The organism is Streptomyces sp. GQFP, assembly GCF_021545335.1.
In the GTDB taxonomy this organism is placed as follows: domain Bacteria; phylum Actinomycetota; class Actinomycetes; order Streptomycetales; family Streptomycetaceae; genus Streptomyces.
This window is the reverse complement of record NZ_CP089312.1, coordinates 2,155,810-2,171,231: the sequence shown is the minus strand read 5'-3', so window position 1 is coordinate 2,171,231 and position 15,422 is coordinate 2,155,810. Positions and strand designations below refer to the sequence as shown.

The following is a 15,422-nucleotide window of genomic DNA, read 5'->3' as shown; positions in this document are numbered from 1 at the left end:
GTACGACTTAATGTCTCTGAAAGACATAAAGTCGAGGTGTCTTCTTGGGATCACTACAATGGGCCGGTCCTCAATGACGGGGCGGAAGTACGGGGCGGAAGTACGGGGTGGAAGCGAGGAGTCGCTGGTGCCGGACGGCAGGCAGGGCGAGGCTTCCGGTCGTGGGCGCGGGCGGACGGGTCGGCCTCGGCTGACCGAGCAGCGCAAGTCCGAGATCCGGCTGGAGATCGCCCTGGCCGCGGTGGAGCTGTTCGTCGCCCAGGGGGTGACCGCCACGACGGGGGAGCAGATCGGGCAGGCGGTGGGGGTCTCGTCGCGGACCGTGTGGCGTTACTTCCCGAGTAAGGAGAGCTGCGTCACTCCGTTGTTCGCGGCCGGTATCGACAGGATCGCCGGGTGTCTGCGGGAGTGGGGGCCTGGGCGGCCACTGGAGGAGGCGTTGGCGCCGGTGTTGGACATCGACACCTGGACGGGGCGGCCCGGGGTCGCGGAGTTGCGCAAGCTGCTACGGCTGACCCGTACCGAGCCGGGGCTGCGTGCCGTCTGGCTTCAGTCGCACGACGAGGCTGAGCCGGCCTTTGCCCGTGCGCTTGCTGCGCGTGCGGGTTTGCCTGCCGATGATGTGCGGCCGGTGATTCAGGCCGCGATGCTCAACTCTGCGTTGCGTGCGGCGGCTGAGCGGGATGCGTGGCGCACGGCTGACGCCGGGGCGGAGTCCGGGGCGGGGGAGGCGGGGGCTGAACTGGCGGCCGGCTTCCGCTTGGCGCTTGCTGTTGCGCAGGAGGGGTTGTCCTAGCTGCGCTCGACGGGCGGGGGCGTCGGCCGTCGGGGGTGGTTGGTTGTTTGGTGCGGGTTCGGTGGGGGCTGGTCGCGCCCACGCGGCGGAGCCGCATATGAACACAGCCTCGCGCCCCTTACGGGGCGCTGTGGCGCGCCCTGTGTACGAGATCAGCTGCCGCCTTCGGCCACTCCGTGTGGTCAAAGGTGAAGCCCGTGTCCAGTAGGCGGCCCGGAATCACCCGGCGGCTCTTCAGTAGGAGTTCTGTGTCCGAGCGGAGTGCGAACGCGCCCAGTTCTGCCATCCAGCGGGTGGCGGGCAGGCCTACTGGGACTCCCCAGGCCGCGCGCAGCGCCTTCATGAACTCGCGCTGTGGGACGGGATCGGGAGCGGCGAGGTTCACCGGGCCGGTCAGGTCTTCCCGGGTGGTCAGGAAGGTGATCGCGCGTACGAAGTCCTGGTCGTGGATCCAGGACACGTACTGCGCCCCGCCCGCGACCGGGCCGCCGAGGCCGAGCCGGGCCAGGCGGAGGAGGACGTCGAAGACGCCGCCGCGGTCCGGGCTCATCACCATGGCGGTTCGCAGGGCGACCTTGCGCGTGGTGGGCGTCGGTGCCTGCTCCTGGGCCCGCTCCCAGGCCTTGGCGATCTCGACGCTGTAGGCCCAGTAGTCCGGTACGCCGGGTTCGGCGCCGCCGATGACGCCGGTCGCCTCGTCGTTGGGGGCGTCGAAGCGGTGGGCGTAGATGGTCGCGGTGCTCATCTGGAGCCAGAGGCGGGGCGGCCGTGCGGCTCCCGCGATCGCTTCGCCCACGACCCTGGCCGAGTGCACCCGCGAGTCCATCATGGCCCGCAGATTGGCGGGGGTGTAGCGGCAGCTGACGCTGCGGCCCGCCAGGTTGATCACGATGTCGCTGCCGTCGACAGCCTTGGCCCAGTCGCCCAGGGTCTCGCCGTCCCAGGCGATCTCGCCCTCGCGCGTCGGCCGTCTGGTCAGGACGGTCACGTCGTGACCGGCGGCGGTGAGGGCGCGGTTCAGGACCTTACCCACCTGGCCGGTTCCTCCGGGAATGACGATCCTCATGGCTCCCCCTGGGACGTGAACGTGTGCGCTGAACGGCTGTGCTACGAGCCTGGCGTAGATATTTGAACACGTTCAAAAGCGGGCGTCCAGTCGGACCGGCTACTACTTCACCCACTACTTCACCCACCGCGCGATCCTCGTCGCGTCCCCCATGACGCGCTCCAACGGCCCGCGCCTGAAGAAGCGCGACCAGGCGACGGCGAAGACGGTCACGGCCACGACGAAGCCGAACAGCACGTGCAGCGGGGAGCCGGGGAGTTCGTCGATGCCGAGGGCCCAGATGCCGGCCACGTGGAGGACGTACGCCGTCAGGGACATCGTGCCGACCGCGACGACCGGTCCCGCGAGGCGCCGGAAGCGGGGGAGGGTGTCGACGGCGGCCACGCAGCCGACGAGTACGGCGATGGCGACCCCGGTGTTGCCCACGACGGACAGCGTCGTCTCGCTGTGCGGGGAGGCCACCCACAACCAGGCCGCCGAGTCCCCGGTCGGATAGCCGGCCGTGTCCGACCACCAGGCCGACATGACCGAACCGGAGCCGTCCTCGCCGCCGCCCGCCGCGAGGGCGGAGGAGACACCGGGTACGAAGTGCAGGGCCAGCCACGAGCCGCCGTAACCGAGCACGGCGAGCGCGACGCCGGTGGCGGCGAGGCGGATACGTACGGCCGTGGCGGCGAGGTCGAGACGGGCCACCGCCATGCCCGCGAAGAGGAACGGGACCCAGGTCAGGGCCGGGTAGCTCCCGGTGAACATCAGCTCGACGAAGCCGTCGGTGCCGCTGACCCGGGCCAGCGGATCGTTGTGCGTGAACGTCTCCGCCCAGGAGCCGTCGTCGATGGACCGCCGGACGACGTACAGGAGTTGGGGCAGGACGAGTGCCGTACCGGCGGCGATGGCGGCCAGGGCGCCGGCGCGCAGTCGGTGGAAGGGCAGGACCAGGACGAAGCAGAGGCCGTAGAAGGCGAGGATGACCTCGACGGGGGTGCCGGTGGAGGTCAGCCAGGTGCCGAGGGCGACCAGCAGCACCGCCCTGATCAGCACCTTGGCGACGGCCTGGCGTCCCTCGCGGCCGGTCTTCGGCACCCGGCGGCCCGTCATCAGGATGATCGAGAAGCCCGCCAGGAAGGCGAAGAGCGCGGAGGCGCGGCCGTGGAACAGCTCCATGACATGGCCGGTCACCCCGCCCGAGGAGGGGTCGGGGCCGACATGGGCGGCGTACATCCCGAAGACGGCGAGGCCGCGCGCGAGGTCCACGCCGACCAGTCGGCCTAGCTGTGCGGGACGTATACCGGCGGGGCTGACAGGAGCTGTGGGTTCGATCTGAGTACCGGCGGCGAAATTCGGCAAAGAGGCGTTTTGCGTCATGGTTCCAGGGTGGAAACCCGCTGGTCGGACCAGGTATCCGCCGAACGTCCGGCGAACCCCCGCCGAACGGCCGGGGGTACCCCGCCGAACGGTTGATCAGTAATTTACGTACCCACCACTGACGAACGAGTGCCGGATGGGAGGATGAGCGCCGTCATGACTGCCGGATGGGGTGCACGCACGCTGCGGGCCGCGGTGTTCGCGGCCGTCTGCGTGCTGCTCGCCGCCCTCGGCCACGTGCTGATGTCCGGCTCCTCCGTCTCCTGGCGGACGCTCGTCGCCGGGACCGTGGTCATGGGCGGCGCGGGCTGGTGCCTCGCCGGCCGCGAACGCGGACTCCCGCTGGTCGTGGGTGTGGTGGTCGTCGCCCAGGGCGCGCTCCACTCGGCGTTCTCGTTCACGCGGAGCACCGCCGGCACGTCGACGGACTCCATGGACATGACCCACATCGGCATGGATGCCGACATGGGCATGGACATGGACATGGACACGGGGATGGTCATGGGCCTGGGGCACATGGCCCACGGCGGCCACGGCACGGACGCCCTGTCGTCCTCGTACGGCATGCTCGCCGCCCACACGCTCGCCGCGCTGCTCTGCGGTCTGTGGCTGGCGTACGGCGAACGGGCCGCGTTCCGCATCCTGCGCGCGGTGGCCGGCCGCCTGGCCGCTCCGCTGCGACTGGCGCTCGCGCGCCCGGCGACTCCGGACCGCCCCCGCCTCCGCCCGCGCCGCGGCAGCTCGGACCGGACACCACGGCTCCTCCTGCTCGTCCACGCGATCACTTCTCGGGGCCCGCCGACGGGGCTCGCTGTCATCTGAGACAGCGAGGGTCTGCTGATCGGATCACGCCTGGCCGCCGGGTGTGGCACACGTTCCTTTGCCTTGTGGCCGCACGCATCACACATGGTGCCGCAGCCTGAAGCCGGCGTGATCCGAACGGCAGGCCCTGGTTTCCCGGGGCCGTTCCAGGAAGCTCCGACGCACTCGACGTCGGCCTCCGTGGGCGCCCGGGCCCCCGGTCGTACCCGCCCAGCGCGTACGACCGTCCTCCCTCACCCGGTAGCGGCGTGCCCGCACGTCTCGCGCCTCGCAGCGCCTTCGCGTGCGTCGCGTTTCGTGGGCTGTCGCCGGGCCGGATTCCGGATGATCCGAGAAGGACCCCAGGTGATCACTCCTGTACTGCCCGCCTCGACCCGCCCGACCTCCACGACTCGTCCGTTGGACGAGTCGATAACCGCCTGGGCGCTCGCCGCCCGTGGTGGCGACCCGGCCGCCGTCGAACGGTTCGTCGGCGCCCTGCACCGCGATGTGGTGCGGTACGTCGCCCATCTCTCCGCCGATCCGCAGGCCGCCGACGATCTCGCCCAGGACACGTTCCTGCGGGCGCTCGGCAGTCTGCACCGGTTCGAGGGGCGGTCCTCGGCCCGTGCCTGGCTGATGGCCATCGCGCGGCGCGCGGTGATCGACAGCTTCCGGCACGCAGCCGCCCGGCCCCGGCTGTGCGACACCGACGACTGGCGGCTGACCGCCGAACTGGCCCAGCCGCGCGGCCTGCCCGGCTTCGACGACGGGGTCGCGCTCCTCGACCTGCTGGCCGTGCTGCCCGACGAGCGGCGCGAGGCGTTCATCCTCACGCAGCTGATGGGGCTGCCCTACGCGGAGGCGGCCGAGGTCAGCGACTGCCCTGTGGGGACGGTGCGTTCGCGCGTGGCCCGCGCCCGCGCGACCCTCGTCGACCTGCTCACCGAGGCCGAGACGGAGGCCGAGACGGAGGCCGTGACGAAGACGGTGGCCGCGACGGAGTCAGGACTGGAGTCAGGATCGGAGTCGCGGCCGGAGCCGGCGGTCCTGGCGGCCTGACGACCGACCGGGCGGGCGGGCGGGCGGGACAGGGGAGTTCACGCCTTCTCCCCGCCCGCCACCTCCGGCAGCAGCCCGTACATCGCCTCGCGCTCCTCGGCGCCGATACGCGCCAGCCCCGAGTTGACCGTGTCGGCCAGGGTCGGCGAGGCCTCCGTGAACAGGCGGCGGCCCTTCTCGGTGAGGGCGACCTCGACGCCCCGCTTGTCGCTGCGGACCGAGCGCCGGGTGACGAGCCCCGCGTGCTGGAGGCAGGCGATCTGGTAGGTGAGCCGGGTCTTGGGTCGGCCGAGCAGCTCCGCGATCCGGGTCATCCGCAGCCCGCCGTCGGCCCGGCCCGCCAGCAGGCACAGCACCAGGAACTCGTCGTGGGAGACCCCGAGCGTGTCCTTGAGGACGGGGCCGAGCCGCTGCTCGATCGACCCGGTCGTGGCCAGCAGGATCATCCAGGCCCGTAGCTCGGCCGGGAGCAGGGCGCTCTCGCCCGCGGAGGGGCATGCGGGCAGGTCGGGGGCGCTGTCGGCAGGGTCGGCCATGGGTTCGATCCTACCGGTTGTCCAATTTTGCACGAAGGAGTCGCGGAGGGTTGTTCAGATTTGGATTACGGGCTAGCGTGAGCATCATCCAAATTTGGATGACCGGCGATGATCGGCGATGACCGGGGTCTTCGCCATCCCTTCGTCGTCCTCTTTTCGTCTCGTCGTCCTCTTTTTCGTCCCCCTTGCGTATGTGGAGACCCTCATGACCGTTGCCGTAGAAACCGGCCTGTGGCAGCTCGACCGGACCGCGACCACCGTCGCCGTCAGTCACAAGACGATGTGGGGCATGGTCACGGTGAAGGGCGCCTTCGCCGTCGTCGGCGGCCAGGGCGAGGTCCTGTCCGACGGCTCCGCCACCGGCACCGTGACCCTGGACGCCACCTCCCTGGACACCAAGCACACCAAGCGCGACAAGCACCTGCGCTCCGCCGACTTCTTCGACGTCGACAACCACCCCGAGATCACCTTCGGGGTGCGCGGCGCCGAACTCCGCGGCGGCGACACCGTCCACGTCGACGGTCAGCTGACCGTGCGCGGCATCAGCCGCCCGGTGACCCTCACGGCCCGCCTCACCAAGGCGAACGCCGACGCGGTCGCCCTGGACGCGGAGTTCACCGTGGACCGGAACGAGTTCGGCATGGGCTGGAACCAGATGGGCATGATCAAGGGCCTCACGACGGTCAACGCCACGCTCGCCTTCGTCCGTACGAAGACGGCCTGACCCGTCACGTTGACCCCCGTTGGCTACCGCTCGCCCGGCAGCCGGACGTCCATGCTCGACAAGGTGTCCGGCGACGCCGTGAAGACACGCAGCCGGATCCGCGTCCCCGGCCGCCGGGGCACGTGGAACACCGTCCCGGGCGGCCGGAGTCGGTAGACGGCGCTCGCGTGGGCGGGCAGCGTGGCAGGCCCCCGGGCCACCTTCCACCAGTGGCTCATGCCCTGACCGGTGGTCAGCGTGAAGTGGGGCGTGAGGGCGCTGTCGTCCGTGTTCGTGACCCGGACGTCCAGTTCCGACACGGCGGCCGGTCCGGCCGTACGCGTCCCCGTCACCCGCATCCGCAGCGGCGGCGACCCCGTCGCCGCCACGGCCGCACTCGCCAGCGCCGGTACGAGGAGCAGCGCCGCCGCCGCGACCAGCGCCGGACGCCTGCGCGGGCCCGACAGGATGCGCGGCCGGGGCTGCCACGCGCCGGCGAAGGACGCGGCGGGCGTGGTGATCGCGGCCGCCAGCCACAGCGGAGTCATCAGCAGGTAGTAGCCGTCCTGCGAACGCGTCGCCAGGAAGAAGGCACACCAGGGCAGCACCGTCGTCGCCGGACCCAACCGCCGCACGAACAGGACGAGCAGTGCCAGCAGCGCCCCCGTCAGCAGCACGCTCGCGTGCGAGTACCAGGCCAGCCGGTCGCTGCCGTCGGTGTAGTAGAGCGCGAGGCCCACCAGCCCCTGCCCGTGGATAGTCGCGTCCTGCGTCAGCGGCAGCGCGACCCCGGCCGCCCAGGCGCCCGGCTCGCTCACGACGAAGTACGTGTTGATCAGCAGCCATACGGTGACTGCCATGCCCGCGACCCGCAGCACCACCCCGGCGGCGGCCCTGCCACCCAGTTCGCCCCGGCGCACGGCGTAGATCCCGGCCAGCAGGAACGGCACGAGGAACCACGGCAGTTGCTGCGCCGCGCAGGCCGCGCCCAGACAGGCGGCCCGCGCGATCCCGCCCCACCCGAGCCGCCCGCCCGCCCCGATCCGCGGCCAGTGCACCACCACCGGGATCAGCAGCGCGAGCCCGATGATCGCCGGGTAACCGAGCCGCGCGTAACTCGGCAGGAAGCCGAGGCCCAGACACGCCATGGTCGCCGCCGACCGCCACGGCACCGGCAGCAGCCGCCACAGGGTGACCGCGCCGACGAGCAGCGCCCCGGTCGTCACCGCGGTCGCGGCCAGCGCGCCGTGCCCGAGCCACAGAAGGGGCGCCGTCAGCAGCAGGGCGAGGGGCGGGTAACCGTACGTGAGGTCGTAGCCGCCGTTCATCGTCGGGGTCAGGGCGACGTCGGGGTTGTGCTGGAAGAGCCACGGCCAGGGCTGCCCGTACACCGGATGCCCGGCGACCAGTTCCCGGGCGGCCTGCGCGGTGAGGACGCCCTCGTCGCCGCCGGCGTGGTTCAGGGCGAACGTGCACAGGGTCAGCGTGATGGCGGTGACCAGGACGCAGAGATCGAGCCGGGCGAGCGAACGGGTCCGGCGTACGGTCAGCGCCAGCACCCCGCTGACCAGGATCGACAGATAGCAGAGCGAGATGACGGCGGCGACGACCAGCCGGTGACTGGCGGCCTGCGTCCACACCGCGCGCGTACCGATGAACAGGCTGACGGTCGCGAGCAGGGTCAGAACGCGATGCCACTGCGCGGGGGCATCGGCCTCCGGGACGGCCACCCAGGTCGGGCGGGGGATGGTCTTCGCCCTGGTGTCAGGCGCTGTTTCTGCCAAGTGCACGACAGTGGAACGTAATCGTGCCTGGTGTGCCGCGTGCGGGTGGAGGTGAAGGGTCCAGTGTGAGGCCGGTAAGAATGTCCGCTAGTGGCCGTTTATGGGCATTCGCTAGTAGCTGTATATGGGCATTCAGTAGACATCCCGTACGTAACGCTTCGCCGCCGCGAGCTGCTTCACGTACACGCCCGCCTCTTCCTCGCTCAGTCCGCCGTGTGCCACCGCGATGTCCCGCAGCGCCCGGTCCACGTCCTTGGCCATGCGGGAGGCGTCGCCGCAGACGTAGAAGTGGGCGCCCTCCTGGAGCCAGTGCCACAGCTCGGGCCCGTGCTCGCGCATCCGGTCCTGGACGTACACCTTGTTGCGCTGGTCGCGGGAGAACGCGGTGTCCAGGCGGCTGAGGGTGCCCTCGGCCACCAGTTCGGCCAGCTCGTCCTCGTAGTAGAAGTCGGTGGCGCGGTGCTGCTCGCCGAAGAACAGCCAGTTCTGCGCCGTGTGCCCGAGCGCCCTCCGCTCCTCCAGGAACCCCACGAACGGCGCGACCCCGGTCCCCGGCCCGACCATCACCATCGGCGTCGAGGCGTCCGCCGGGGGCCGGAAGTGCGGCGAGCGCTGCACGAAGACGGGCACCGCCGTGTCCGGCCCGGCGTCGGCCAGGAAGGGCGAGCAGACTCCGCCGCGCGGCACGCCACGCAGGTTCTCGTACCGCACCACGGACACCGTCAGCGAGACTCGCGCCGGGTCGACGAGCGGGCTCGACGAGATGGAGTACAGCCGGGGCTGAAGCCTCCGCAGCACCCCCACCCACTCCTGCGCGGACGCCCGCACCCCGTACTCGGCGACCACGTCGACGGCCTGCCGACCCCAGGACCAGCGGGCCAGCCCGTCCTTGTTGTCGGACCGCATCAGCTTCTTCAACTCCCGGTTGTCCCGGGCCCGTTCAGAGATGAAGCGGAGCAGGTCGGACGTGATCCGGGTGATGTCGAGCTGCCCGTGCAGCGCCTCGGAGAGCGAGAACTCACCAACTCCGTTCACGATCACGCCGGTTGACGCGTCCAGTCCGGTCACGGCCAGCCATTCCGCCACCAGGGAGGCGGAGTTGACGGGCCGAACGCCGAGCGCGTCGCCCGCCTCGTACGCCAGTCCCGTACCGCTCGTGTCGAAGGTGAACCGGCGCACCTCCTTGGTTGCGCCGGGAAGGCTGAGCAGCCGGTTGCCGACGAGCCGGGCGGGGGAGGGGGCGGGCTTGGCGGACCGGACGACGGGAGCGGGAGCGGGAGCGGGAGCAGCAGGAGCAGCGGGAGCAGCGGGAGCGGAAACCGTCTTTTCGCTGTCCGTCTCCAGCCCGTCGAGCACCTGGTCGAGCCACGCGTCCGCCGACGGCTCGAAGTCGGGCTCGCAGTCGGTGCGCGGCGCGATCCGTACCGCCCCCAACTCGTCGAGTCGCGCGTCCAGTCGGCGCCCGTGCCCGCAGAAGTCGTCGTACGAGGAGTCGCCCAGCGCGAGGACGGCGTACCGCACGCCGTCCAGCCGTGGCGCCTGCTCCCCGGAGAGCGTGTCCCAGAGGCCGGAGCCGTTGTCGGGGGCGTCGCCGTCGCCGAACGTGCTGGTGATGAAGAGGAGATCGGCACCGCGCGCGAGGGCGGCCACATCGGCCTCGTCCATGCCGACGAGCCTCGCCCGGTGCCCGCCGGCGTTCAGCCGTTCAGCAGCCGCGCCCGCCAGCTCCTCGGCGTTGCCGGTCTGGGAGGCCCACAGCACGACGACCTCCCGCCCGGCCAACTCGACCTCGACACCGACCTGTTGCTGCGGCGGTGCGTCCAGGGCCCGGGAGTACATGCCGGCGAGCATCCCGTTCACCCAGTCGGCGTGCTCGGCGCTGAAGGGAGCGGAGGCGGGCAGCACCGGAGTCCCCGCGGCGCCGGTGGGCAACCCGGCGAGGAAGCCCGAGAGGTACTGGCGTTCCTGGGAGCTGAGGACGGGCGGGGGAGCGGGCGTGAACGCCAACTCCGGTACCGGCACCGGGATTTGTGTGCGCACGGGCTCGGGGACCTCGGGGTGCTGCACCTCGGCCTCGGGCTTGTGCACCTTGACCAGGGACACCGCGCAGACCTTGAACTCCGGCTGCAGGGACAGCGGATCGACCGCGTCGCTCGTCACCGCGTTGATGCTGAGGTACTCACCGAAGAGGTCGTTCCAGTGGAAGGGCGCGAAGACGCACCCCGGACGCACCCGGTCCGTGACGACCGCCGGCAGCACGGCCCGCCCGCGCCGCGAGGCGACCTCGACCGGGTCGCCGTCCACGACGCCCAACTCCCGGGCGTCCTCCGGGTGTACCTCCACGAACGGCCCGGAGTTCAGCTTGTTGAGCTTGGCGACCTTGCCCGTCTTCGTGAGGGTGTGCCACTGGTGCTGCACGCGCCCGGTGTTGAGGACGAACGGGAAGTCGTCGTCGGGCAGTTCGGCGGCGGGCAGATGCGGCCGGGCGAAGAAGACGCCACGCCCACTGGCCGTGGGGAACCGCAGTCCCTCGTCCCCCTGGTAGCGAATGGGGTTGCGCGCGGGCCCGTCCACGGAGGCGGCCGGCCACTGCACGGGAGTCTCCCGCAGCCGCTCGTACGTCACGCCCCGAAGGTCCCACCCGGTCTTCGGGTTCCAGGCCCGCTTCAGCTCCTCGAAGACGTCCGCCGCGCTCTCGTACGCGAACCCCTCGAACCCCATCGCACGGGCGACGGCCGCGATGATCCGCCAGTCGGCCATGGCGTCGCCGGGCGGGTCCACGGCGGCCTGGGCGAGGGTGAGGCTGCGCTCACTGTTGACGAGGACGCCCTCCGCCTCGGTCCACATCGCACCGGGCAGGACGACATCGGCGTACGCGTTGGTCTCGGTCTCGGCGAAGACGTCCTGGGTGACGACGAACTCGGCGGCCTCCAGGCCCTCGATGACCGTACGGCGATTGGCGACCGAGGCGACCGGGTTGGTGCAGATGATCCAGCAGGCCTTGATGTGGCCCTCGGCCATCCGCCGGAACATCTCGACCGTGCCGTGCCCGGCGCCGTCCTTGCGGAGTGTGCCGGCCGGCAGCTCCCACAGGTCCTCGACGAACGCCCGCTCCTCGTCCACCAGCACCGACCGCTGCCCGGGCAGCCCCGGCCCCATGTACCCCATCTCCCGGCCGCCCATGGCGTTCGGCTGCCCGGTGAGGGAGAAGGGCCCGCTGCCGGGCCGGCAGATCGCACCCGTCGCGAGATGCAGATTGACCAGGGCGTTCGTGTTCCAGGTGCCGTGCGTGGACTGGTTGAGCCCCATGGTCCAGCAGCTCATCCAGTCATCGGCCGCCCCGATGATCCGCGCGGCTTCCCGGATGTCGTCCTCGGGAATCCCGGTGATCGCGGAGACGGCGTCCGGCGGATAGTCGTCGAGGAAGCCGGGCATCTCCTCCCAGCCCTCGGTGTGGGCGGCGATGAACTCCGGGTCGGTGTGCCCGTCGGCGTGCAGGAGATGAAGCAGACCGTTGAGAAAGGCGAGATCAGTCCCAGGCTTGATCTGCAGGAAGAGATCGGCCTTGGCGGCGGTGGCGGTACGCCGCGGATCGACCACGATCAGCTTGGCCCCCGCCTTGACCCGCTCCATCATCCGCAGATACAGGATCGGATGGCAGTCGGCCATGTTCGACCCGATGACGAGGAAGGCGTCGGCGTGGTCGAAGTCGTCGTACGAGCCGGGCGGCCCGTCGGCGCCCAGCGACAGCTTGTATCCGGTACCGGCACTCGCCATGCACAGCCGCGAGTTGGACTCGATCTGATTGGTCCCGACGAACCCCTTGGCCAGCTTGTTCGCCAGATACTGGGCCTCAAGGCCCATCTGCCCGGAGACATAGAAGGCGACGGCGTCCGGCCCGTGCTCGTCGACGATCGCGCGCAGCCGCCGCGCGGTCTCCGCGATCGCGTCCGCGACGGGCGCGGGCACCAGCTCCTCGCCCCGGTCGTCCGAGCCGTCCCGGACCAGCGCGGTGGTCAGCCGGCCCGGCGCGCTCAGCATGTCGGCGGTGGTCGCGCCCTTCGTGCACAGCCGCCCGGCGTTCGCGGGGTGCGCCTTGTCCCCGGACGCCTTGAAGACCGTACGCCGTCCGTCGGGCCCGAGCCCGACGTCCAGCACGATTCCGCAGCCCACACCGCAGTACGAGCACACGGTCCGCACCTGCGTGGTCGTGGGGGTAGTGGTCACGTGCTGCCTTTCTCTGCCCTGCCCTGCCCTGCTCCGTACCGGGCCTGCTGCCGACGAGCGTACGAATTGCCCGTTACGTCGATGTCACATGACCTGATCATGAGCGGTTACACCCGCTGCACAGCCAGAGTGTCAGTGCTGTGAGGTACGTATAGGTGTTCGGATATATCTCACATAGGGGGTCGCTGAGCGTGTCGTATTGGGCCGATCGGGTGACCATGCGTAAGAATTGGCTGATGCAGACAGCCAGTGCGAGCCAGGGCGGAGTGGGTCGATGAACAGCCACGATGTCACCGACGAACAGTGGGAGGGGCTCGCCCAGGTCGTACCGCTGAGAGGCCGGGACGCCTGGCCGTCCGCGGTGGGCCACCGGTCGATACCCGAGGCGGAGACCGAGGCCAGGCGGCGTTTCGTCGTCCTGCGCGTCAATGTCTTCGCGGACGCGCGGGACGTCGCGGAAACCCTGATGGCGGGCATTCCGGTGCTCCTCGACCTGACCGGCGCCGAGACGGACACCGCCAAGCGCGTCCTCGATTTCAGCACGGGCGTCGTCTTCGGTCTGGCGAGCGGGATGCACCGGGTCGACCGGAACGTGTTCCTTCTCACCCCGCCAGGTACGGAGGTCGGGGGCCTCATGGGCGGAGCGGGGGTCCCCGGACACTGAGAGCGACCCGGCCGCAAAAACCGGTGATCCCCCGTTCGTAGGAAGGTGCGGCGGACGGAACGGTTCGCCGCGCGGGCGGAGCCCTACGGTCCGGTTATGACCCTGTCAATGGATCTACCGCCCGCCGCAGCGCAGAAGCAGACAGCGCCGCGTCCCGAGCGGCCGAGCGTCACCGAACTGCGGCTCTCCGCGTACGCGGGGCACCGCCGGGTGAGCCTGCCGCTCGGGCGGCTCACCCTTCTCGCCGGGCCGAGCGGCAGTGGCAAGACGACAGCCCTCAGGGCGTACGAGTCACTGGCCCGCCTCGGCTCCGGCGCCGCCGTCGGCGAGGCCTTCCCGAACCCGGCCGCCTGCGTACCGGAACGCGCCCGCCCCGACGCCCAGCGCAGGCGCGGCTTCCGCATCGGCTGTACGGCGGACGGTCCCGAGGGTCCGGTACAACTCGACGTCGCCGTGCAGGCCGAGCCCGAACTGCGCATCGTGGGCGAGCGGTTGAGCGCGGGTGGAGTGGTCCTGCTGGAGACGGCACTGCGCGATCCCGGCCGCCGCTTCGTCCAGGCCGCCTGGCACACCGCCGGTTCGGAATCGGTCACGCGCGTCTCGATGCCGGACGACCGGCTCGGTACGGCCCTGTTGCCGTTGAAGGTGGCCGGCCGGACCGACGGAGAGCGCAGGGTCATCGCCGCCGCCGAGCAGATGGTGGTCGCACTGCGGTCGGTCTTCGCCTGCGACCCACGCCCAGACCGGATGCGCGCGGCGGTCCCGGTGAGCAGCGGACGCCTGCTGCCGGGTTGCGACAACCTGGCCGAGGTCCTCTGGCGCACCGGTACCGAATGCGCCATCCGCCATGGGCTGTTGACCGCCGCCGTCCGCGAGGGCTGCGCGGGCCCGGTCACGGACGTACGCGCCGACCGGGTCGCCGACGGCCGCGTCAGAGCCGTACTCGACCGGGGCGACGGCGTGCTCACCCACTTCGGCAGGCTGGGCGACGGCGAGTTGAGATACGCGGGCCTGGCACTGGTCCTGCTGACCGGCCCCGGCGTCCTGACGGTCGACCGCCCCGGCGAGGTGCCCGACGCCCTCCAGACACTCACGGTCCTGGCCGACGGTTTCGACCGCGCCCTGGACGTACGTCAGCGCGAGCAACTCCTGGGCCTGGCGGTACGGATGTGCGACCGCGGGCACATCCGCCTGCTCGGGGCGGTGAGCGACGCGTCGTGGGCGCGGGGAGTGGCAGGGGCGACGGTGGTACACCTGAAGCCGTGACTGATCAGGAACACCCCGAACAGCGGCAGGATCTGGACGTGGCGCAACTCCAGCGCAGGCTGGCCGAGTTCGCGGCGGCACGGAACTGGCAGCCGTTCCACACCCCCAAGAACCTCGCCGCCGCGCTCAGTGTGGAGGCGTCCGAACTGGTCGAGATCTTCCAGTGGTTGACGCCCGAGGAGTCGGCGCGGGTGATGGACGACGCGGACACCGCCCACCGCGTGACGGACGAGGTCGCGGACGTACTCGCCTATCTGCTCCAGCTGTGCGAGGTGCTCGGGATCGACGCGCTCGCGGCCCTCGACGCGAAGATCGACCGCAACGAACGGAGGTTCCCGCCGAAATAGTTACTCTCCGGAGTCAAAATGCGGTTCGTTCCCCATTTGTTGTCCGCAGATTTCCGTCTTCCTCTGGCTTTTCGTCCCACAGCACTTCACTCTGGGTAGTGGACGGTGGAATTTGGGCGGACGTGCGAGAGCGCGTCGGGACAGACGGGGGCAGCGCATGGACGCGGTGCGGCTCATCCTGACGAGCAGACGTGCCCTCGCGGGCAGCGACGGTGTGCCGGAGACCCTGAGGGAGGTGTGGCAGGCACAGGCCCTCGCGCAGGCGATAGGCAGCCGCCTCGCAGTCACCGGGCCACCCGAACTGCGGGGCGAGGCACTGGGGTTGACCGAACTGGCGGGCCGGGGCTGCGGAGTGCTCGACGAACCGCGCCTCGCCGTCGGCGCGTTACGCGCGGCCCAGCTGACCGAGCTGGGCGACGCCCGCCAGGCCCTCCTCTGGCTGGGCAATCTCCTCGGCGAGGCGGGCATCGCCCTGGTCGGCATCGCGAGCGCGGCACGCGACGAGACGACGTACTGGCAGTGCATGGAGTCGATCGACGCGGCGGACGAATCCCGCGACCGGGTCCTGGAGATGCTCCGAAAGCTGGCGGCGCGGGAGGCGGCGGGGGGAGCGGAGCGGGTCGCCGGGTAGGCGGGCGTTCGTTTGTCCGGCGCGGGCCGGTGGGGGCTGGTCGCGCGGTTCCCCGCGCCCCTGTCGGTGCGCGTTCCGCGCCCGAATCCCAGCAGGGGCCACGACCCGGCCGGCAAGGCCGAAGGGGTTGCCCGGCAGGAGGAAGCTTGCCGCAGGTTCGCAGCCGACCTCGGT

At 71.0% G+C, this 15,422-nt stretch carries 13 protein-coding genes; 8 read left to right on the top strand and 5 right to left on the bottom strand.

Annotated elements, in window-relative coordinates; genetic code table 11:
• The first annotated feature begins 73 nt into the window (after positions 1-73).
• Positions 74-796: a TetR/AcrR family transcriptional regulator gene (locus tag LUX31_RS09405; RefSeq protein ID WP_235474331.1), complete on the top strand. Its 723-nt coding sequence runs from the start codon at positions 74-76 to the stop codon at positions 794-796.
• A gap of 118 nt (positions 797-914) precedes the next feature.
• Here the strand turns inward: LUX31_RS09405 and LUX31_RS09400 are convergent, their stop codons facing one another.
• Positions 915-1,862 carry a TIGR01777 family oxidoreductase gene (locus LUX31_RS09400; protein ID WP_235474330.1) on the bottom strand — a complete coding sequence of 316 codons (948 nt, stop codon included), beginning with the start codon at positions 1,860-1,862 and terminating at the stop codon, positions 915-917.
• Between the two features lie 114 nt (positions 1,863-1,976).
• On the bottom strand, positions 1,977-3,227 hold the full coding sequence (locus tag LUX31_RS09395; protein WP_235474329.1) for a heparan-alpha-glucosaminide N-acetyltransferase domain-containing protein: 1,251 nt from the start codon (positions 3,225-3,227) through the stop codon (positions 1,977-1,979).
• A gap of 156 nt (positions 3,228-3,383) precedes the next feature.
• Between LUX31_RS09395 and LUX31_RS09390 the strand changes: the two genes are divergently transcribed.
• Both LUX31_RS09390 and LUX31_RS09385 read left to right on the top strand, forming a co-directional pair.
• Positions 3,384-4,049 (top strand): hypothetical protein, encoded by a 666-nt coding sequence (locus LUX31_RS09390; RefSeq protein ID WP_235474328.1) that lies wholly within the window; start codon positions 3,384-3,386, stop codon positions 4,047-4,049.
• 345 nt (positions 4,050-4,394) lie between these two features.
• Entirely contained in the window at positions 4,395-5,090 is a 696-nt protein-coding gene (locus LUX31_RS09385; protein WP_235474327.1) for a sigma-70 family RNA polymerase sigma factor, read from the top strand.
• A gap of 38 nt (positions 5,091-5,128) precedes the next feature.
• Here LUX31_RS09385 and LUX31_RS09380 read toward each other — a convergent pair whose 3' ends face one another.
• Positions 5,129-5,626, bottom strand: coding sequence for a MarR family winged helix-turn-helix transcriptional regulator (locus tag LUX31_RS09380; RefSeq protein ID WP_235474326.1), 498 nt, complete (start codon positions 5,624-5,626; stop codon positions 5,129-5,131).
• Positions 5,627-5,831: 205 nt separating this feature from the next.
• Between LUX31_RS09380 and LUX31_RS09375 the strand changes: the two genes are divergently transcribed.
• Entirely contained in the window at positions 5,832-6,350 is a 519-nt protein-coding gene (locus tag LUX31_RS09375; RefSeq protein WP_235474325.1) for a YceI family protein, read from the top strand.
• Positions 6,351-6,373: 23 nt separating this feature from the next.
• Here the strand turns inward: LUX31_RS09375 and LUX31_RS09370 are convergent, their stop codons facing one another.
• Both LUX31_RS09370 and LUX31_RS09365 read right to left on the bottom strand, forming a co-directional pair.
• Positions 6,374-8,119, bottom strand: a complete 1,746-nt coding sequence (locus LUX31_RS09370) for a hypothetical protein (RefSeq protein WP_443045940.1) — start codon at positions 8,117-8,119, stop codon at positions 6,374-6,376.
• 126 nt (positions 8,120-8,245) lie between these two features.
• Positions 8,246-12,340: a bifunctional nitrate reductase/sulfite reductase flavoprotein subunit alpha gene (locus LUX31_RS09365; RefSeq protein WP_235474324.1), complete on the bottom strand. Its 4,095-nt coding sequence runs from the start codon at positions 12,338-12,340 to the stop codon at positions 8,246-8,248.
• A 274-nt stretch (positions 12,341-12,614) separates the two neighbouring features.
• On the opposite strand from LUX31_RS09365, the gene LUX31_RS09360 reads away from it, so the two are divergent.
• The 4 genes from LUX31_RS09360 to LUX31_RS09345 all read left to right on the top strand — a co-directional run bounded on the left by LUX31_RS09360 (position 12,615) and on the right by LUX31_RS09345 (position 15,248).
• Positions 12,615-13,004 (top strand): cell division protein SepF, encoded by a 390-nt coding sequence (locus LUX31_RS09360; protein ID WP_235474323.1) that lies wholly within the window; start codon positions 12,615-12,617, stop codon positions 13,002-13,004.
• 96 nt (positions 13,005-13,100) lie between these two features.
• Positions 13,101-14,270 carry an ATP-binding protein gene (locus LUX31_RS09355; protein WP_235474322.1) on the top strand — a complete coding sequence of 390 codons (1,170 nt, stop codon included), beginning with the start codon at positions 13,101-13,103 and terminating at the stop codon, positions 14,268-14,270.
• The gene (locus LUX31_RS09350) at positions 14,267-14,617 is read left to right on the top strand and encodes a nucleotide pyrophosphohydrolase (RefSeq protein WP_235474321.1); all 351 of its coding nucleotides are present in this window, start codon (positions 14,267-14,269) and stop codon (positions 14,615-14,617) included. Before LUX31_RS09355 ends, LUX31_RS09350 begins: the two co-directional genes overlap by 4 nt.
• A gap of 157 nt (positions 14,618-14,774) precedes the next feature.
• On the top strand, positions 14,775-15,248 hold the full coding sequence (locus tag LUX31_RS09345; RefSeq protein ID WP_235474320.1) for a DUF6099 family protein: 474 nt from the start codon (positions 14,775-14,777) through the stop codon (positions 15,246-15,248).
• The last annotated feature ends 174 nt before the right edge of the window (positions 15,249-15,422 follow it).